The sequence below is a fragment of the Campylobacter sp. BCW_4319 genome, from assembly GCF_001764435.1.
Classification (GTDB): Bacteria; Campylobacterota; Campylobacteria; order Campylobacterales; family Campylobacteraceae; genus Campylobacter_D; species Campylobacter_D jejuni.
In genome coordinates this window covers 61158-76218 of sequence record NZ_MKAQ01000017.1, presented here as the reverse complement: position 1 = coordinate 76218, position 15061 = coordinate 61158, and the positions used below count along the sequence as shown (strand labels likewise).

Genomic DNA, 15061 nt, shown 5'->3' with positions numbered 1-15061 from the left:
GTTTAGAATGATTATCAATGGACAAAAGCTTGAGTTAAAAGAGCTTAAATTTATGGATTTTATCAAAGAAAAAGGCTTGAAAATAGAACTTATCGCCTTGGAATTAAATGGAGAGATTATACCTAAGAGTGAATTTGAAAATTTGATTTTAAAAGAAAACGATAAAGCTGAAATCGTAAGTTTTGTAGGAGGTGGATGATGAGAGTAAAATTCAATGGCAAAGAACTTGATACAGACTTTAAAACAAGTTTGGAATTTTTTGAAAATATCAGCAAAAATGAAAATGATGTATGGATTATCAATGGTTTTGCAACAAAAGAGAATATCGCTTTAAATGAAAATGATGAGCTTTTTTGTATAGAAAAAAATACTTTACCTCCAAAAGACGCACTAGATGCTATGATGAGAGCAAGACATACACCAAAGCTTCACGATAAACTTAAAAATGGGCGCGTGGCGGTGTGTGGTTTAGGCGGACTTGGATCACATATAGCGATAAATTTGGCAAGAAGTGGAGTGGGGTATTTAAAGTTGATTGATTTTGATGTGATTGAGCCTAGTAATTTAAATCGTCAGGCTTATCGTGTAAGTGATTTGGGCAAGTTTAAAACCGAAGCTTTAAAAGAGCAAATTAGCGAAATTAATCCTTATATCAGCGTTGAAATTTGTACCTTAAAAATCGATGAGGATAGTTTAAAATCTTTGTTTAAAGATATAGATATAGTTTGTGAAGCCTTTGATAGTGCTATCGCAAAAGCGATGATAGCGCAAAATTTTCATAGATTTTACAAAGATAGTGTTTTAATCTGTGCTTCAGGGCTTGCGGGCTATGGTGATAGCAACAGCATACAAACAAGAAAAATTGCTAAAAATTTCTATGTGTGTGGGGATTTGGTAAATGGTGCTAAGCTAGGAAATGGACTTATGGCGCCAAGGGTAAATATTTGCGCAGGACATCAAAGTAACCTTGTTTTAGAGCTTTTAGCAAATAAGGAGTAAAAATGCAAGAAAATTTAAAAAACGATAAATTAAAAATAGGCAAATACGAGTTTGATTCAAGATTTATTTTAGGTTCTGGAAAATATTCGCTAGAGCTTATAAAATCAGCTATAGAAGAAGCTAAAGCACAGATTATCACTCTAGCCTTACGCCGTGCAAATACAGGGGAAATTGCTAATATACTTGATTATATCCCTAAAAATATCACACTTTTACCCAACACTTCAGGCGCAAGAAACGCCGATGAAGCTTTACGCATTGCAAGGCTTTCAAGAGAGCTTGGTTGTGGAGAACTTATCAAGATAGAAGTGATAAGCGATAGTAGGTATTTGTTGCCTGATAATTATGAAACGATTAAAGCTTGCGAGCTTTTAGCTAAAGAGGGTTTTACACCCTTACCTTACATGCATGCTGATCTTTACGCAGCTAGAGCTATGCGTGATGCTGGAGCTGCGGCTATCATGCCTTTAGCAGCGCCTATTGGGAGTAATAAAGGCTTATGTGCTAAGGAATTTATACAAATTTTGCTTAATGAAATTGATTTGCCTATCATTGTAGATGCGGGTATTGGAAGTCCTTCACAAGCTTGTGAAGCTATGCAAATGGGAGTAAGTGCGGTGATGGTAAATACAGCCATAGCTGAAGCTAAAGATATAGCCTTGATGGCTAAAGCTTTTTCTTTGGCAGTAAATGCGGGAAGAGCGGCTTTTTTAGCAGGTTTGGCAAGTGTGAGTAAAGCTAAAGCAAGTTCTCCATTAACAGGCTTTTTAAGGGATTGATTATGCAAGATTATATGCAGTATTTACCTCACATGCAGGAAATAAAAAGCGAAATTTTAAATAAGGTTTTAAGTCAAGTTCAAAGCTATGATGAGAGTCAATTTAGCGCTAAAGATGTTGAAAATGCTTTAAATCAAACACATTTAAGCATAGAGCATTTAAAAGCCTTGCTTTCAAGTGCAGCAGAAGATTTCATAGAAGAATTAGCCTTTAAATCCGCTAAAGTCAAGCAAAAATATTTTGGAAATTCTATCTCTCTTTTTACCCCACTTTATTTGTCAAATTATTGTAATTCTAAATGTGTTTATTGTGGTTTTCAAAAAGGTAATAAAATCGCAAGAGCTAAGCTAAATGAAGCTGAAATTCACGAAGAAATGCAAGCCATTGCTAAAAGTGGTTTAGAAGAAATTTTAATGCTAACAGGCGAGGGCAGGGAGTTTGCAAGTGTAGAATATATAGCAAATGCTTGTAAAATAGCTAGAGAGTATTTTAAGGTTGTGGGCGTTGAAATTTATCCTATGAATGAAGATGAATATAAAATTTTGCATGAAAAGGGTTGTGATTATGTGACTGTTTTTCAAGAAACTTACAATCCTCTAAAATATTCTAAAATTCATTTAGCTGGTGAAAAACGCATTTTTCCTTATCGCTTTAATGCTCAAGAAAGAGCTTTAAAAGCGGGTATGCGTGGAGTGGCTTTTGCGGCACTTTTGGGTATAGATGATTTTAGAAAAGACGCTCTTGCTACGGCGCTTCATGCACATTTTTTACAACAAGCTTATTCGCATGCTGAAATTTCTATTTCAGTACCGCGTTTAAGACCTATTATCAATAATGCCAAAATCCATCCTAAAGATGTAAGCGAAAAACGCCTTTTGCAAGTACTTTGTGCTTATAGACTCTTTTTGCCTTTTGCGGGCATTACCATTTCAAGTCGTGAAAGAATAGGTTTTAGAGATGAGGTTATCAAGCTTGGTGCTACTAAAATGAGTGCAGGAGTGAGTGTGGGTATAGGTGAGCATAAGGGTGAGAAAAAGGGTGATGAGCAGTTTGAAATTTCAGATGATAGAAGTGTAGATGAAATTTTAGCTATGCTTAAAAGATCCAATTTACAAGCTGTGATGAGCGATAGTATCTATGTGGGATAAAAAAATCATCGCTATAAGTGATAGAAAATGTGTGCAAATAGATTTCTTAAAGCAGATTGAAAAACTTGCTAAGGCTAAGGTAGATGCTATAGTTTTAAGAGAAAAAGATTTAAGCGAATTTGAGTATTATGACTTAGCAAAAGAAGTTTTAAGCATTTGCGCAAAGCAAAAAGTGACTTGTTTTTTGCATTTTTTTGATAGGGAGTGTTTAAAATTGGGACATCGTTATTTTCACGCACCGCTTTCTTTGCTAAGAAAAGAACCTAAATTAACAAAATATTTTCATATACTTGGTACTTCAGTCCATAGCAAAGAAGAGCTTTTAGAGGCGATGAGCTATAAGGTAAATTATGCTTTTGTAGGGCATATTTTTGAAAGTTCTTGCAAGATGGGTTTAGAACCTAAAGGGCTTGATTTTTTAAAATCCTTGCTTGAATTTAGTCAAATTCCACTTTATGCTATAGGCGGTATCAATGCTCAAAATATAGAAAATTTTAAAGATATAAATGTAGTAGGTGTTTGCATGCGTGAAATTTTAATGAAAGAAAAAGATCTTAAAAAGTATCTTTTAGAATGTAGGCAAAATTTACGATGAATAAAATTCTTTCTTTACCAGAAGATTTAAAGCAATTAAAAGGTGTCAATTATAAAAAAATTAAATCTTGCACTTTTGCTAAATATACACAAACGGATACTTCGCATTCTACTTTTGTTAATGTAGGAAGTCATCTTTTAACTTTTGTTCGCAAAGGATATAAAATTTTACACACCGCATCAAAAGATTATAAGATTAACTCTTATGAAACTTTGTTTTTAAAAGCTGGGAGCTATACTTTAAGCAATGTAGGACTTAGTAAAGGAGTTTATGAAGCTTATTTATTTTTTTTTGACAATGCATTTTTAATTGAGCTTATTTATAAGTATAAAGATTTTTTTAAACTAGATCAAAAGTTTCAAAACTATGAAATTTTTTGGGTAAAAAATGATAAGATTTTGCAAGGAATTTTGGAAAGTTTTTCACCGCATTTTGAAGAAAATACGCAAATTTTAGATCCTATAGTGAGTTTGAAATTTGAAGAGATTTTTTTACATTTGCTTTTAAATAAGAATATTTATTTTATTAGTTTTTTATCAGGAATTTTAAAAGAATTTCGCCTTGATCTTTCCCAACTTTTTGAGTATTGTGGTAGAGAATTTTTAAGCGTAAATGAAATGTCTAATTTTGCGAAATTAGATTTAGCAACTTTTTCTAAAGAATTTAAGAAATGTTTTGGACAAAGTCCTAAAAAATGGTTAGATGAAAAAAGGTTGCAAAAAGCAAAGATTTTACTTAAATTTTCTAAAAAAAATATCAATGAAATAGCTAATGAGTGCGCTTTTTCTTCGGTAGCTTGGTTTATTGAAAGATTTAAAGAGAAATATGAGCAAACTCCTAAGCAATATCAAAAAACAAAAAACTTGTATTTTTTATCAAAAAACTAGCACATTTTTTTTATCTAAATAAATATAATTCAATGAAAATATTTTTAAATAAAGGAGAAAATATGAAAAAATATGTTTTAAGTTTAGCGCTTCTTGGAAGTTTGCTTGGTGCAAGTGAATTAAAATATCAAGAATTTGATGGTTTTAAAAGCCCTGAAAGTATTTTTGTAGATAAAAACTATGTTTATATATCTAATGTAGGAGAAAAACTTGAACCTTTGGCGAAAGATAATGATGGATTTATTTCTAAGCTTGATAAAAATGGCAAAGTGCTAGAATATAAATTTTTAACCCATCTTAATGCACCAAAAGGCATGATGGAGATTGGAAAAACTCTTTATGTGGTAGATATCGATGTTTTACGCGGTTTTGATCTTAAAACTAAAAAAGAAATTTTTAATTTACCTATTAAAGGTGCAATCTTTTTAAATGACATAGAAAAATTAGACGACAATACGCTTTTAGTTAGCGATACTGGCACAGGGCTTATTTTAAAGGTTGATTTAAAAACTAAGCAATATGATGAATTATTAAAACTTGATTTAGCAAAATTTGGCGGTCCAAATGGGTTATATCTAGATAGAAAAAAACATAAGCTTTTTATAGCTGGTTATCATCCTGATGGTGTAAGTGGCGGTGTTGTAATGGCTTATGATTTAAATACAAAAGAACTCAGTATAATTAAAAATGAAAAAGAATCTTATGATGGAATAGTTCCTTATAAAGATGGTTTATTGGTAAGTTCTTGGGGAAATAATCTAAATGGATATATTTATAATTTAGATAATGTTAAATCTGTAAAACTTGAACTTCCTTTGATGAAAGGTCCTGCAGATATATTTATTGAAGGTAATGTTTTATGGATTCCTAAGATGGCAGAAGGTAAAATATTCAAAGTAGAACTTAACAAATAAGGCTTTTATGGCTTCTTTTAAAAAGATATTTTGGATTAATGTTATTATTGTTATTATTATAGCTTTTAATCTTAGAGCCCCAATTACTGCAGTGGGGCCTATTATTGATATTATTAAAGATAAGTATTATTTAAACTCAACCGTAGCGGGCATACTTACAAGTCTTCCTTTGATAGCTTTTGGAAGTATTTCTTTTATTGTGGGGTATTTTTCTCCTATTCGTGCTATTGTTTTTGGAATTTTTTTAATTTTTTTAGGCGAAATTATTCGTTCTTATTTTGGTGTATATGGCTTATTTTTAGGAATGTTAGCAATGGGCTGTGGTATAGCAATTGCAAATGTTTTACTTCCTAGTTTTATTAAAGAAAAATTTCCAAAAAAAATGGCAAGTATAATGGGAATTTATAGTCTTGTTTTGAGTATTTCTTCGATTATGGGTATTGCTTTAGCTATACCTTTGCTTAGTGTATTTGATTTAGCTGGAGCTATGTTTTTCTGGGCTATTTTTTCTTTTGTAGCTTTAGTAGTTTACTATCCTCAAGCTAAAAATGGTAGATTTTTTCGTATTAAGAAAAAAACTCATAAAAAAATCAATCTTTTTACAAATTTAACAACTTGGAAAATTACTCTTTTTATGGGATTTCAAAGTTTTTTAGCTTATTCTTTGTTTTTTTGGTATGTTCAAATTGTTGTAGAAAAAGGATTTGATAAAGAATTTTCTACAAGTATGGTTTTATTTGCTCAACTTGTTGCAGCTCCAGTGTCTCTTTTTGGCCCTTTACTTTTAGGAAAATTAAGACAAAATTTACATACTTTTTACATAGCAGGTTTGTGCAGTATGTATGTGATCGCTTTTGGTATGCTCTTTATTTTTGATAGTAAAATTTCTATTATTATCAGTGCTTTTATCATGGGTTTTCCATGGGGTGGAGTTTTTGGCATTGCGTTGCTTTTTATTGCACAAAAAAGCTCTAATGCTCAAATAGCAGCGAGACTTTCTGCTTTAGCTCAGGGTTTTGGATATTTAATTGCAGCACAAGGACAATGGATTATAGGTTTTTTGCATGACAAATTTGAAAATTTTTCATTTGCTATTTTGATGTTAGTTTTTGTTGGAATTTTAGTAAATATCTTTGGATATTTATCTTATAAAAGTCAAATTATCAAATAAAGCTTTTTGGATTAGCATATCTGCGCCATTTTTTTGGGTTATATTTTGCAATCTTGTAGAAATATTTTCTAGATTTAGTTTTAATATTGACTTAAAAAATTCATCAAGATTAATAGAGTTTTGCATAAAAATTTGACATAAAGCTTGATCTTGTAAAAATTTAGCATTAAAGTATTGATGATTTTTAGCTGCATAAGGATAAGGTATAAAAATAGTGGGCAAAGTATTAGCACAAAGTTCAAAAAGAGTACTTGCACCTGCTCTTGATATAGCTAGATCTGCATTTTTCATTTTTTCTTCCAAATTTAAACTAAAATCAAAAATATCAGCTTGGATATTTAAGCTTTGATAATGTTTTTTGCACTTTTCAAAATCATTTTTTCCACATTGATGGATGATTTTGATATTTTGTTCTTGAAGTTTTGGTGCTAAATTTAAAGCTAGTTCGTTGATAAAATGAGCTCCTTGTGATCCTCCTAAGAAAATAATATTTTTTAATTCTTTGCGAATCCTAGCATTATCAAAAAATTTATCTGCTACAGGATAAGGGCTAATTTCTTTTTCAAAGGCGCTAAAAAATTTTGTAGCGAAAGGTTTTAAAAGCATATTTAAAGAGCCGCTTTTTGAATTTTGTTCATGTATAAAAAGAGGCAAATGTGAGAATAAAGCCGCAAAAGATGCAGGAGCTGCACTGTATCCACCTACACTAAAAACGGCTTGGATATGGTATTTTTTAAAAATTTCTCTACAATCTTTGGAGAGTTTTAAGGTGTGGAGTAAAGAACTGATTTTGTCAAATTTGCTTTGATTAACCACTCCTTTAGAGCTTAAAAAAAATTTTTCCTTAAAGCGTACTTCATTTTCAAACCAAGCTTTATCTTGACCATTTTGACTGCCTATGTATACACATTCTATATTTTTTTTAATCGCACTTTCTAATAAGCAACGCACTATGGCCAAATGTCCTCCAGTTCCACCACCTGTTAAAGCTATTGTCATAATTTAACCTTTTTTGAAATCATTAATATATATCCTATGCCTATACAAATTGCCCACATTGAACTTCCTCCATAGCTTAAAAGTGGAACCGCTACGCCTTTTAGTGGAGTAAGAGAAATGATCCCAAAAGCATTCATAAAGAAAGAAAAAAGTAAAAGTAAGGCTATGCCTGAACAAAAAATAAAATCTTGTTTAGCTTCACATCTTCCTGCAATTCTAAAAATTCTTAAAATCATCCAAAGATAAATATAGCAAATAACCCCAAGACCTAAGAGTCCTATTTCTTCAGTAATTCCTGAAAGAACAAAGTCAGTATGCACTTCACTCAAAAAGCCTAATTTAAAAGTTCCAAGTCCTAAGCCTTCGCCAAACATTCCTCCATGGGCTATAGCATTTAAAGAGTGTGAAATTTGATAAGGCTCGGTATTGCTACTTACTCTTAAAGCATTTGCCAGCCAATCAGGAAGCATAGGTAAAAAAGCATCTTGTATATTTCCCCACCAAGAAGCGATTCTTTGAATTCTTCTTTGGTTGCTAAAAATTACCATTATACCTATCATCATAATAATTAAAGTTCCAAAAGCAAAAAGCCTTTTACTAGCTCCTGCAAAAAAAGCTAAAGCCAGAATCAAAAAGAAAGAAATTACGCTTTGTCCTAAATCGTTTTGAGTGATATAAATATATCCTATAACTATAGAAGCTAAGATGCAATAAGGCAGAAGAATTAAAGCCTCGTGTCTGATAGCTTTTTTGCTATCATCAATACGCCTTGTATAGCTCCATGCTAAAAAATAAATCAATCCTATTTTAAAAAATTCCACAGGAGAGATAGAGAGTGGGCCTAAGCGTATCCAGCGTTTAGCTCCTCCGCTAGCTGTTGCTAATGCAGAAGGTAAAAATGGCAAAATGATGATAAAGATAAAAGAAATAATCAAAATAGCTAAAATAATTTTTTTAGAAAGTGCTTTATCAGGGTCCAATCGAGAAATAAAAAACATTATAAGTATGCCACTAATTCCAAAAAAAAGCTGACGAATAAAAAAATGAAACTCGCTATAGTCAAGAAAAAGAACAGTAAAAGCTGTAAGAGAGTATGAAAATACTATTCCTATGGTGATTAAAATACAACTTAAATAAAATAATCTTTTATCAGCAACCATTATAATTATAACTTTTCTTTATTGGAATTAAAATTTTAAAAAGTTTTATTATAACTAAAATAAATTAAATTTTTTGCTAAGTTTTTGTAAGGAAAATTTGCTAAAATTAACAATAAAAATATAACAAAAAAGGCAAATTATGAATCAAATCCATAAAATTCTCATAGCAAATAGAGCTGAAATAGCTGTTAGAGTAATCCGTGCTTGTAGAGATTTGCATATTAAAAGTGTTGCAGTTTTTACAGAGCCTGATCGTGAATGTTTGCATGTAAAAATCGCAGATGAGGCTTATCGCATAGGAACGGATGCTATAAGAGGATATTTAGATGTTGCTCGTATTGTTGAGATTGCTAAGGCTTGTGGTGCTGATGCGATTCATCCTGGTTATGGATTTTTAAGTGAGAATTACGAATTTGCTAAGGCTTGTGAAGATGCTGGAATTATTTTTATAGGTCCAAAATCTGAAGTAATCCATAAGATGGGAAATAAAAATATCGCTCGTAAGTTAATGGCTAAAAATGGCATACCTATTGTTCCAGGGACTGAAAAATTGAATTCCTATAGCATGGAAGAAATTAAAATTTTTGCTGAGAAGATTGGTTATCCTGTTATTTTAAAAGCTTCAGGTGGTGGAGGTGGACGCGGAATTCGCGTTGTTCATAAAGAACAAGATCTTGAAAATGCCTTTGAATCTTGCAAAAGAGAAGCTTTAACATACTTTAATAATGATGAAGTATTTATGGAAAAATATGTAGTTAATCCCAGACATATAGAATTTCAAATTTTAGGAGATAACTACGGAAATATTATCCATCTTTGTGAAAGGGATTGTTCTATTCAAAGAAGACATCAAAAGGTAATTGAGATAGCACCTTGCCCTGGAATTTCAGATAATCTTAGAAAAACCATGGGTGTTACAGCTGTGGCAGCTGCTAAGGCTGTAGGTTATACAAATGCTGGAACTATAGAGTTTTTGCTTGATGACTATAATCGCTTTTATTTTATGGAAATGAATACAAGAATTCAAGTTGAGCATCCAATTACTGAAGAAATTACAGGTATTGATCTTATTGTAAGACAAATTCGTATTGCAGCAGGAGAAATTTTGGACTTAGAACAAAGCGATATTAAACCTAGGGGTTTTGCTATTGAAGCTAGAATTACTGCTGAAAATGTATGGAAAAATTTTATTCCAAGTCCTGGAAAAATAGGAGAATACTACCCAGCTCTTGGACCATCTGTTAGAGTTGATAGTCATATTTATAAAGACTATACTGTGCCGCCTTATTATGATTCCATGCTTGCAAAGCTTATTATTAAAGCAACAAGTTATGATTTAGCGGTTAATAAACTTGAGCGTGCTTTGAAGGAATTTGTGATTGATGATATTAGAACAACAATACCATTTTTAATTGCCATTACAAAAACAAGAGAATTTAGAAGGGGGTATTTAGACACCTCTTTCATAGAGACACATATGCAAGAATTATTAGAAAAAACAGAAGATCGTCATCAAGAAAATAAAGAAGAAGTTATAGCTGCAATAGCTGCTACGCTTAAAAAAATACGAGAAAGTAGGGAATAATAGATGGATTTTTTAGACAGTCTTAAAAGTATTAAAAAAGAAATGCAAGCTAACACCAATACTTCAAAATTAGCGAAGAAATCAAGCAAGAGTGGAGCAAGTGTAAAAAATTTAGAAAAACTAGCTAAAGATATTCGCGAAAAAAATCAAGAAACAAACATAGATAAGGAAATGCAAGAAATTTTCTTAAAGCAAGAAAAACTACAGGATGAATTTTCCGAATTTATTAAAAATACAGATATTAAGAAAATTTAATGCTTGAGATTGGTTTTTGTACTCTTGAAGATCAGTGTCCTTACTTAAAGGATAAACGTTCAAGAATAGAGTATAAATACATTGAAAATTGCTCTAAAGAAATCAATAATGAGCTAATAAAACGAGGTTGGCGTCGTTTTGGTAGGTATTTTTCACGCCCTATTTGTAAAGATTGTGATGAATGTTTAAGTCTTAGAATTTTAGTTAATGAATATAATTTTTCAAGAAGTGAAAGAAGGGTTGTAAATAAAAATATTAACACCAAAGTTATACTTAGAACACCCAATTTAAGCAATGAACATTTGTTTTTATATGATAAATACCATCGTTTTATGGAAGAAAAAAAGAACTGGAAGCGTTATGATTTAAGCTTTAAACAGTATTATAATCTTTATGTCGATGGTTTTATGAATTTTGGATATGAGCTTGCATTTTATATAGAAGATAAGCTCGTTTGTGTTGATTTGATTGATATTTTAGAGGATGGAATTTCAAGCATTTATTGTTTTTATGATCCTGATTTTTCGTATTTTTCTTTGGGTAAATTTTCTTTGCTTAATGAAATACAAATAGCTAAAAAAATGAACTTAGATTATATTTATCTTGGGTATTTTGTAAAAAAGTGTCAATCTTTATCTTATAAAGCCGATTATACACCCAATGAAATTTTAAAAGGCACTAAAGAGCTTTTTGAAAATGAGGTTTTATGGGAGAAATAGATGCAAATCGTGCAAACTTTAGAAACTATCAATGTTAATACAGATGATATTAGCGTATTTCAGTATTTTAAAGACTTGATTACCAAAAATTTCACAAAGGTCATAGGACGAAAAAATAAAATTTTTTCTTTTTTTGAAGAAAATGAAATTCCACAGCGCCGTTATTTCTTAAAAGTTTTAGATCAAAAATATCGCAAAAGCACAAATGAAGGTATAGAGAATTTACAAGATGCTCATTTTAAAACTTTTAGATTAATTTTTGAGCAAAATAATATGCTTAAGCCTATGTTGTTTATCAAGATTGATTTTGTTGCGGGTAGAATTTTGATGAAGTTAAGCTCTAATGAAAAATTATTTATTACTTATATAAGAAATTATTTTCAAGATCATAATATAGAATATAATGAAATGACAAATATTCTAATTTTAGAATATAAAAATGAGAATACCCTTGAACTTTTTGAAGCTTTTGCAGATGAGAGCGAGCATTTAAAATATTGCGTGAATTTTGAAGTTGACCGCGAAGAGTATAAAAAATTTCGCCAAAATATTCACAATAAAGAAAATATGAAATGGAAATTTAATGCTTTAGCTAAGCTTTTTAGTAATTATTTTAATACTTTAGAATGCACTCCGCAAAATGATCTTAGTGAAATCAGACAAAAATATTTGATTTTGGTAAAACTTTATCATCCTGATTTTCATCAAGGAAAAAGTGCAATAGAAAAAGCTTACGCAAGAGAACAGTTTGAAAAAATACAAATCGCCTATGATAACTTAAAAGCACTTTATAAGAATAATACTTAAAAAAAATTAAATTAATCATTTTGGTTAATTTAATTTTTCTCTCTCATAAATTTTTCTTAATTTGCTATCTAGTTTAAAACAAAATTTAAAAAGTGCAGGTACTACGAGTAAGGTAAGCAAAGTCGAACTTATAAGTCCAAAGATAATGGCTATTGCCATAGGAGAATTAGCTTCATAGCCCGCACCCCTTGAAAGAGCAAGTGGGAGCATAGCAAAAATCATAGCAAAAGTTGTCATCAATATAGCCCTTAAGCGCGATTTTCCAGCGATTAAAAGAGCTTTATCGGGATCTAAACCTTCATGGCATTTTTTATTAGCTACATCTACGAGTAAAATAGCATTTTTCCCCACCATACCAAAAAGTAAGATGATGGCAATAAGTACAAAAAGTGAAAAATTATGCCCTGTGATAAAAAGCCCTATAGAAGCTCCGCCAAAGGCTAAAGGCATGGTTATCATGATGATTAAAGGCAGAATAAAACTTTCATAAAGTGCGGCTAAAACAAGATAAATTAAAACAAAAGCAAGTGCTACTGCCATAGCAAAACCTTGCACGGTTTCACCTAAAAGATTGATAAAGCCTGAAAAAGCATAGCTAAGACTTGGATTGTTATTTAAAATTTTATCCATATTATCTAGTAAAAGTTTTTGCACCGCTCCTAAGGAAAGATCATTCACTCCAGCTGTGATTTTCACAGAGCGGTTTTTATTGTAACGATTGATAGTTTTTAAATCTTTACTGTATATAAAATCCACCACGCTTGAAAGTTCTAAATTTATACCTTGGTTGTTTTTAATGCTAATGCGCTTTAAAGCTTCTATGTCTTTTTTAAATTCTGGAGCAAAACTTAGGATAATATCATCTTTTGAATTGCCTCTATCCATGCTTCCTACGCTAAGTTGCGAGAAAGAATACCCTAAAACCCCAGCGATATATTGAGGATTGACATCTAAAAGTTTGGCTTTTTCTTTGTTGATGTGTAAGGCTACTTCATCTTTTGTAGCATTAGCATTATCACTTATATCTACAATGCGTGCATTAGTGCCTAAAATTTCTTTTGCCTGAGAAGCAGCTTCTTTTAGAGTGTTTAAATCATCTCCTAAGATTAAAAATTGCACGGGATCATCAATGCCTGCACCCTCTATCTTTGGAAGTTCTAAAATTTTGATTTTTAAACTTTCATCTTGAAATTTTTGACGATATAAACTTACTATGGCAGTTTGTCTTAAATTTCTTTCGTCTAAATTTTTAAGTTTAACATAAATTTTAGCCTTTGTAGCATCTTTGGCATCATCATAGCCTACAAGTAAAAAAGCGTATTTGACATTGCTATCATTTTTGATTTTTTCAAGCAAATTTAAACTTTTTTCTTTCATGGCTTCTAAACTTAAATCCTTTTTGCTTTCAAGCAAAACTTGAATTTCACTATCATCTTCCATAGGTAAAAAATCAAGCCCTATGCGAGTGGCTAAAGCAAAAGAAAGCCCTATAAAAACAAGAGTGGCTAGGATAAATTTTACTTTATTTTGTAAAATTTTATAGAGTAAATTTTCATACTTTTGCTCTATTTTTTCAAAAAAAGCTTCTGTTTTTTCATAAAACTTGTTTTCTTTTGGATTTAAAAATCTTGCCCCAATACTAGGTATTAAAAATACAGAAACCAAAAAGCTTATAACTATCCCACTTGCAACGCTTATGCCTAAGGCATTGAAAAAAAGCCCTGATATAGAGTTCATATAAGAAATAGGGATAAAAACACAAAGTAAAACTATACTTATGCTTAAAACACTAAAACCTATTTCATTGATACCTAAAAAAGCAGCTTGTAAAGGCGGATAAGTTTTTAGTTTTTTAGCAATATTTTCAATCACTACTATAGCATCATCGATAAAAATTCCTATGCTTAAGGTTAAAGCTATAAAAGTTAAGCGGTTTAAATCATAGCCTAAAAGATCGATAATAAAAAAAGTTGAAATGATAGAAGTAGGTATAGCTATGCAAGCAATGAGAGTTGCACTTAAATTTCTTAAAAATAAAAACACGATAACAAGGGTTAGAAAAATCCCCAAAACCATATCAAAAATCACTTGAGAAAGGTGCTTGTGGATATTTAAGCTTTTATCATAAAGCATATTAATGCTTATATCTTTTGGAATTTGTTTTTCTAAAATAGGCAAGGCATTTTTGACATTTTTAATCATTTCAAGGGTGTTATAATTTGTGATTTTTCCGAGTTCTAAAAGCACCCCTTCTTTACCTTCGTATAAAGCACTTTGTTTTTCATCTTCATAAAGGCTTGAAATATTAGCAATATCACTTAAAAATACCCCTGTTTTTATGCGAAGATTACTAAGTTCTTCTAAATTTGTGGCTTCAAAATAGCCTTTGATGATATAGTTATCTTGATTGTTGTTAAGTTCGCCTAGGGCTTGTTTAAAATTTTGACTTTTGATGATATTTGCTACATCAAGGGCGTTAAGATTGTATTTTCTAAGTTCGTTTGGTTTTAATTCTATGCGAATTTGGGGTTCTAAAAACCCCTTAGCTTCGATTTTACCTACTCCTTCAACTCTTTGCAAAAAAGGTTTTATTTTATCATTGATTTCACGCATGAGTTGTATTTTATCTTTAGAATATAAAAAAAGCGAAATAGCAGAACCAGAATCTGAACTGATTTTTTCAATTTCAGGCTTAGAAGGTAGGCTTAAAGTTCCTATTTTATCACGCACATCATTAGCAGCTACTTCAAGATTTTTACCCAGTTTAAACTCCACTACACTCACACTAAAATTATCATACGCAGCTGAGGTTATGGTCTTTACTCCATCGATTTCACTTAAAGCATTTTCTATTTCTTTAGTGACTTTTGATTCTACGAAATTTAAATCCCCATTTATCTTGCTTGTGATTTTTATAAGAGGTATGGAAACATTAGGAAATAAATTTACACTCATGCTAAAAGCAGAGATTAGCCCAAAAATCATAAGAGCTAAGAAAAACATTAGCACGGTAATAGGTCGGTTTATAGCTAGTTTAAACATT

The 15061-nt window shown here is 30.9% G+C and carries 15 protein-coding genes; 12 read left to right on the top strand and 3 right to left on the bottom strand.

The features are described from left to right. Nucleotides 1-7: 7 nt before the first annotated feature. The 8 genes from thiS to AJN56_RS06270 all read left to right on the top strand — a co-directional run bounded on the left by thiS (nucleotide 8) and on the right by AJN56_RS06270 (nucleotide 6493). Nucleotides 8-199, top strand: a complete 192-nt coding sequence (thiS, locus tag AJN56_RS06305) for a sulfur carrier protein ThiS (protein ID WP_002853007.1) — start codon at nucleotides 8-10, stop codon at nucleotides 197-199. After that, on the top strand, nucleotides 196-999 hold the full coding sequence (gene thiF, locus AJN56_RS06300) for a thiamine biosynthesis protein ThiF (protein WP_002855700.1): 804 nt from the start codon (nucleotides 196-198) through the stop codon (nucleotides 997-999). The genes thiS and thiF overlap by 4 nt, the downstream gene beginning before the upstream one ends. A 2-nt stretch (nucleotides 1000-1001) precedes the next feature. After that, complete coding sequence (locus AJN56_RS06295) at nucleotides 1002-1778, top strand: thiazole synthase (protein ID WP_002856549.1); 777 nt, start codon at nucleotides 1002-1004, stop codon at nucleotides 1776-1778. Nucleotides 1779-1780: 2 nt separating this feature from the next. Next, on the top strand, nucleotides 1781-2926 hold the full coding sequence (gene thiH / locus AJN56_RS06290) for a 2-iminoacetate synthase ThiH (RefSeq protein ID WP_002855889.1): 1146 nt from the start codon (nucleotides 1781-1783) through the stop codon (nucleotides 2924-2926). Further along, nucleotides 2916-3521: a thiamine phosphate synthase gene (locus AJN56_RS06285; protein WP_002856006.1), complete on the top strand. Its 606-nt coding sequence runs from the start codon at nucleotides 2916-2918 to the stop codon at nucleotides 3519-3521. The genes thiH and AJN56_RS06285 overlap by 11 nt, the downstream gene beginning before the upstream one ends. Next, nucleotides 3518-4408 (top strand): helix-turn-helix domain-containing protein, encoded by an 891-nt coding sequence (locus AJN56_RS06280; RefSeq protein ID WP_002852985.1) that lies wholly within the window; start codon nucleotides 3518-3520, stop codon nucleotides 4406-4408. The genes AJN56_RS06285 and AJN56_RS06280 overlap by 4 nt, the downstream gene beginning before the upstream one ends. 62 nt (nucleotides 4409-4470) lie before the next feature. Continuing rightward, complete coding sequence (locus tag AJN56_RS06275) at nucleotides 4471-5322, top strand: ATP-binding protein (RefSeq protein ID WP_070246456.1); 852 nt, start codon at nucleotides 4471-4473, stop codon at nucleotides 5320-5322. Between the two features lie 7 nt (nucleotides 5323-5329). Then, nucleotides 5330-6493 carry an MFS transporter gene (locus tag AJN56_RS06270; protein WP_002899469.1) on the top strand — a complete coding sequence of 388 codons (1164 nt, stop codon included), beginning with the start codon at nucleotides 5330-5332 and terminating at the stop codon, nucleotides 6491-6493. Here AJN56_RS06270 and murG read toward each other — a convergent pair. After that, a complete protein-coding gene (murG, locus tag AJN56_RS06265) occupies nucleotides 6464-7492 on the bottom strand; it encodes an undecaprenyldiphospho-muramoylpentapeptide beta-N-acetylglucosaminyltransferase (RefSeq protein ID WP_002875943.1) in 1029 nt (342 codons plus the stop codon). The two genes, AJN56_RS06270 and murG, sit on opposite strands and share 30 nt — an antisense overlap. Further along, the gene (gene ftsW, locus AJN56_RS06260; protein WP_052789428.1) at nucleotides 7489-8652 is read right to left on the bottom strand and encodes a putative lipid II flippase FtsW; all 1164 of its coding nucleotides are present in this window, start codon (nucleotides 8650-8652) and stop codon (nucleotides 7489-7491) included. The genes murG and ftsW overlap by 4 nt, the downstream gene beginning before the upstream one ends. 139 nt (nucleotides 8653-8791) lie before the next feature. Between ftsW and AJN56_RS06255 the strand changes: the two genes are divergently transcribed. From AJN56_RS06255 to AJN56_RS06240, 4 genes are read left to right on the top strand one after another with little or no spacing between them, the layout of a single operon-like run. Then, complete coding sequence (locus AJN56_RS06255) at nucleotides 8792-10237, top strand: acetyl-CoA carboxylase subunit A (RefSeq protein ID WP_002856595.1); 1446 nt, start codon at nucleotides 8792-8794, stop codon at nucleotides 10235-10237. A gap of 3 nt (nucleotides 10238-10240) precedes the next feature. Beyond that, nucleotides 10241-10492 (top strand): hypothetical protein, encoded by a 252-nt coding sequence (locus tag AJN56_RS06250; protein WP_002853000.1) that lies wholly within the window; start codon nucleotides 10241-10243, stop codon nucleotides 10490-10492. Then, complete coding sequence (locus AJN56_RS06245; RefSeq protein WP_002869122.1) at nucleotides 10492-11211, top strand: arginyltransferase; 720 nt, start codon at nucleotides 10492-10494, stop codon at nucleotides 11209-11211. Before AJN56_RS06250 ends, AJN56_RS06245 begins: the two co-directional genes overlap by 1 nt. After that, the gene (locus AJN56_RS06240; protein WP_002852998.1) at nucleotides 11212-12018 is read left to right on the top strand and encodes an adenylosuccinate lyase; all 807 of its coding nucleotides are present in this window, start codon (nucleotides 11212-11214) and stop codon (nucleotides 12016-12018) included. Between the two features lie 24 nt (nucleotides 12019-12042). Here AJN56_RS06240 and cmeF read toward each other — a convergent pair whose 3' ends face one another. Continuing rightward, nucleotides 12043-15060 (bottom strand): multidrug efflux RND transporter permease subunit CmeF, encoded by a 3018-nt coding sequence (gene cmeF / locus AJN56_RS06235; RefSeq protein ID WP_002869123.1) that lies wholly within the window; start codon nucleotides 15058-15060, stop codon nucleotides 12043-12045. Nucleotide 15061: the final 1 nt, after the last annotated feature.

Excerpts from the sequence above, each read along its gene's own strand:
- thiS (WP_002853007.1), top strand. The coding sequence starts at position 8 with ATGATTATCAATGGACAAAAGCTTGAGTTAAAAGAGCTTAAATTTATG.
- thiF (WP_002855700.1), top strand. The coding sequence starts at position 196 with ATGATGAGAGTAAAATTCAATGGCAAAGAACTTGATACAGACTTTAAA.
- AJN56_RS06295 (WP_002856549.1), top strand. The coding sequence starts at position 1,002 with ATGCAAGAAAATTTAAAAAACGATAAATTAAAAATAGGCAAATACGAG.
- thiH (WP_002855889.1), top strand. The coding sequence starts at position 1,781 with ATGCAAGATTATATGCAGTATTTACCTCACATGCAGGAAATAAAAAGC.
- AJN56_RS06285 (WP_002856006.1), top strand. The coding sequence starts at position 2,916 with ATGTGGGATAAAAAAATCATCGCTATAAGTGATAGAAAATGTGTGCAA.
- AJN56_RS06280 (WP_002852985.1), top strand. The coding sequence starts at position 3,518 with ATGAATAAAATTCTTTCTTTACCAGAAGATTTAAAGCAATTAAAAGGT.
- AJN56_RS06275 (WP_070246456.1), top strand. The coding sequence starts at position 4,471 with ATGAAAAAATATGTTTTAAGTTTAGCGCTTCTTGGAAGTTTGCTTGGT.
- AJN56_RS06270 (WP_002899469.1), top strand. The coding sequence starts at position 5,330 with ATGGCTTCTTTTAAAAAGATATTTTGGATTAATGTTATTATTGTTATT.
- murG (WP_002875943.1), bottom strand. The coding sequence starts at position 7,492 with ATGACAATAGCTTTAACAGGTGGTGGAACTGGAGGACATTTGGCCATA.
- ftsW (WP_052789428.1), bottom strand. The coding sequence starts at position 8,652 with ATGGTTGCTGATAAAAGATTATTTTATTTAAGTTGTATTTTAATCACC.
- AJN56_RS06255 (WP_002856595.1), top strand. The coding sequence starts at position 8,792 with ATGAATCAAATCCATAAAATTCTCATAGCAAATAGAGCTGAAATAGCT.
- AJN56_RS06250 (WP_002853000.1), top strand. The coding sequence starts at position 10,241 with ATGGATTTTTTAGACAGTCTTAAAAGTATTAAAAAAGAAATGCAAGCT.
- AJN56_RS06245 (WP_002869122.1), top strand. The coding sequence starts at position 10,492 with ATGCTTGAGATTGGTTTTTGTACTCTTGAAGATCAGTGTCCTTACTTA.
- AJN56_RS06240 (WP_002852998.1), top strand. The coding sequence starts at position 11,212 with ATGCAAATCGTGCAAACTTTAGAAACTATCAATGTTAATACAGATGAT.
- cmeF (WP_002869123.1), bottom strand. The coding sequence starts at position 15,060 with ATGTTTAAACTAGCTATAAACCGACCTATTACCGTGCTAATGTTTTTC.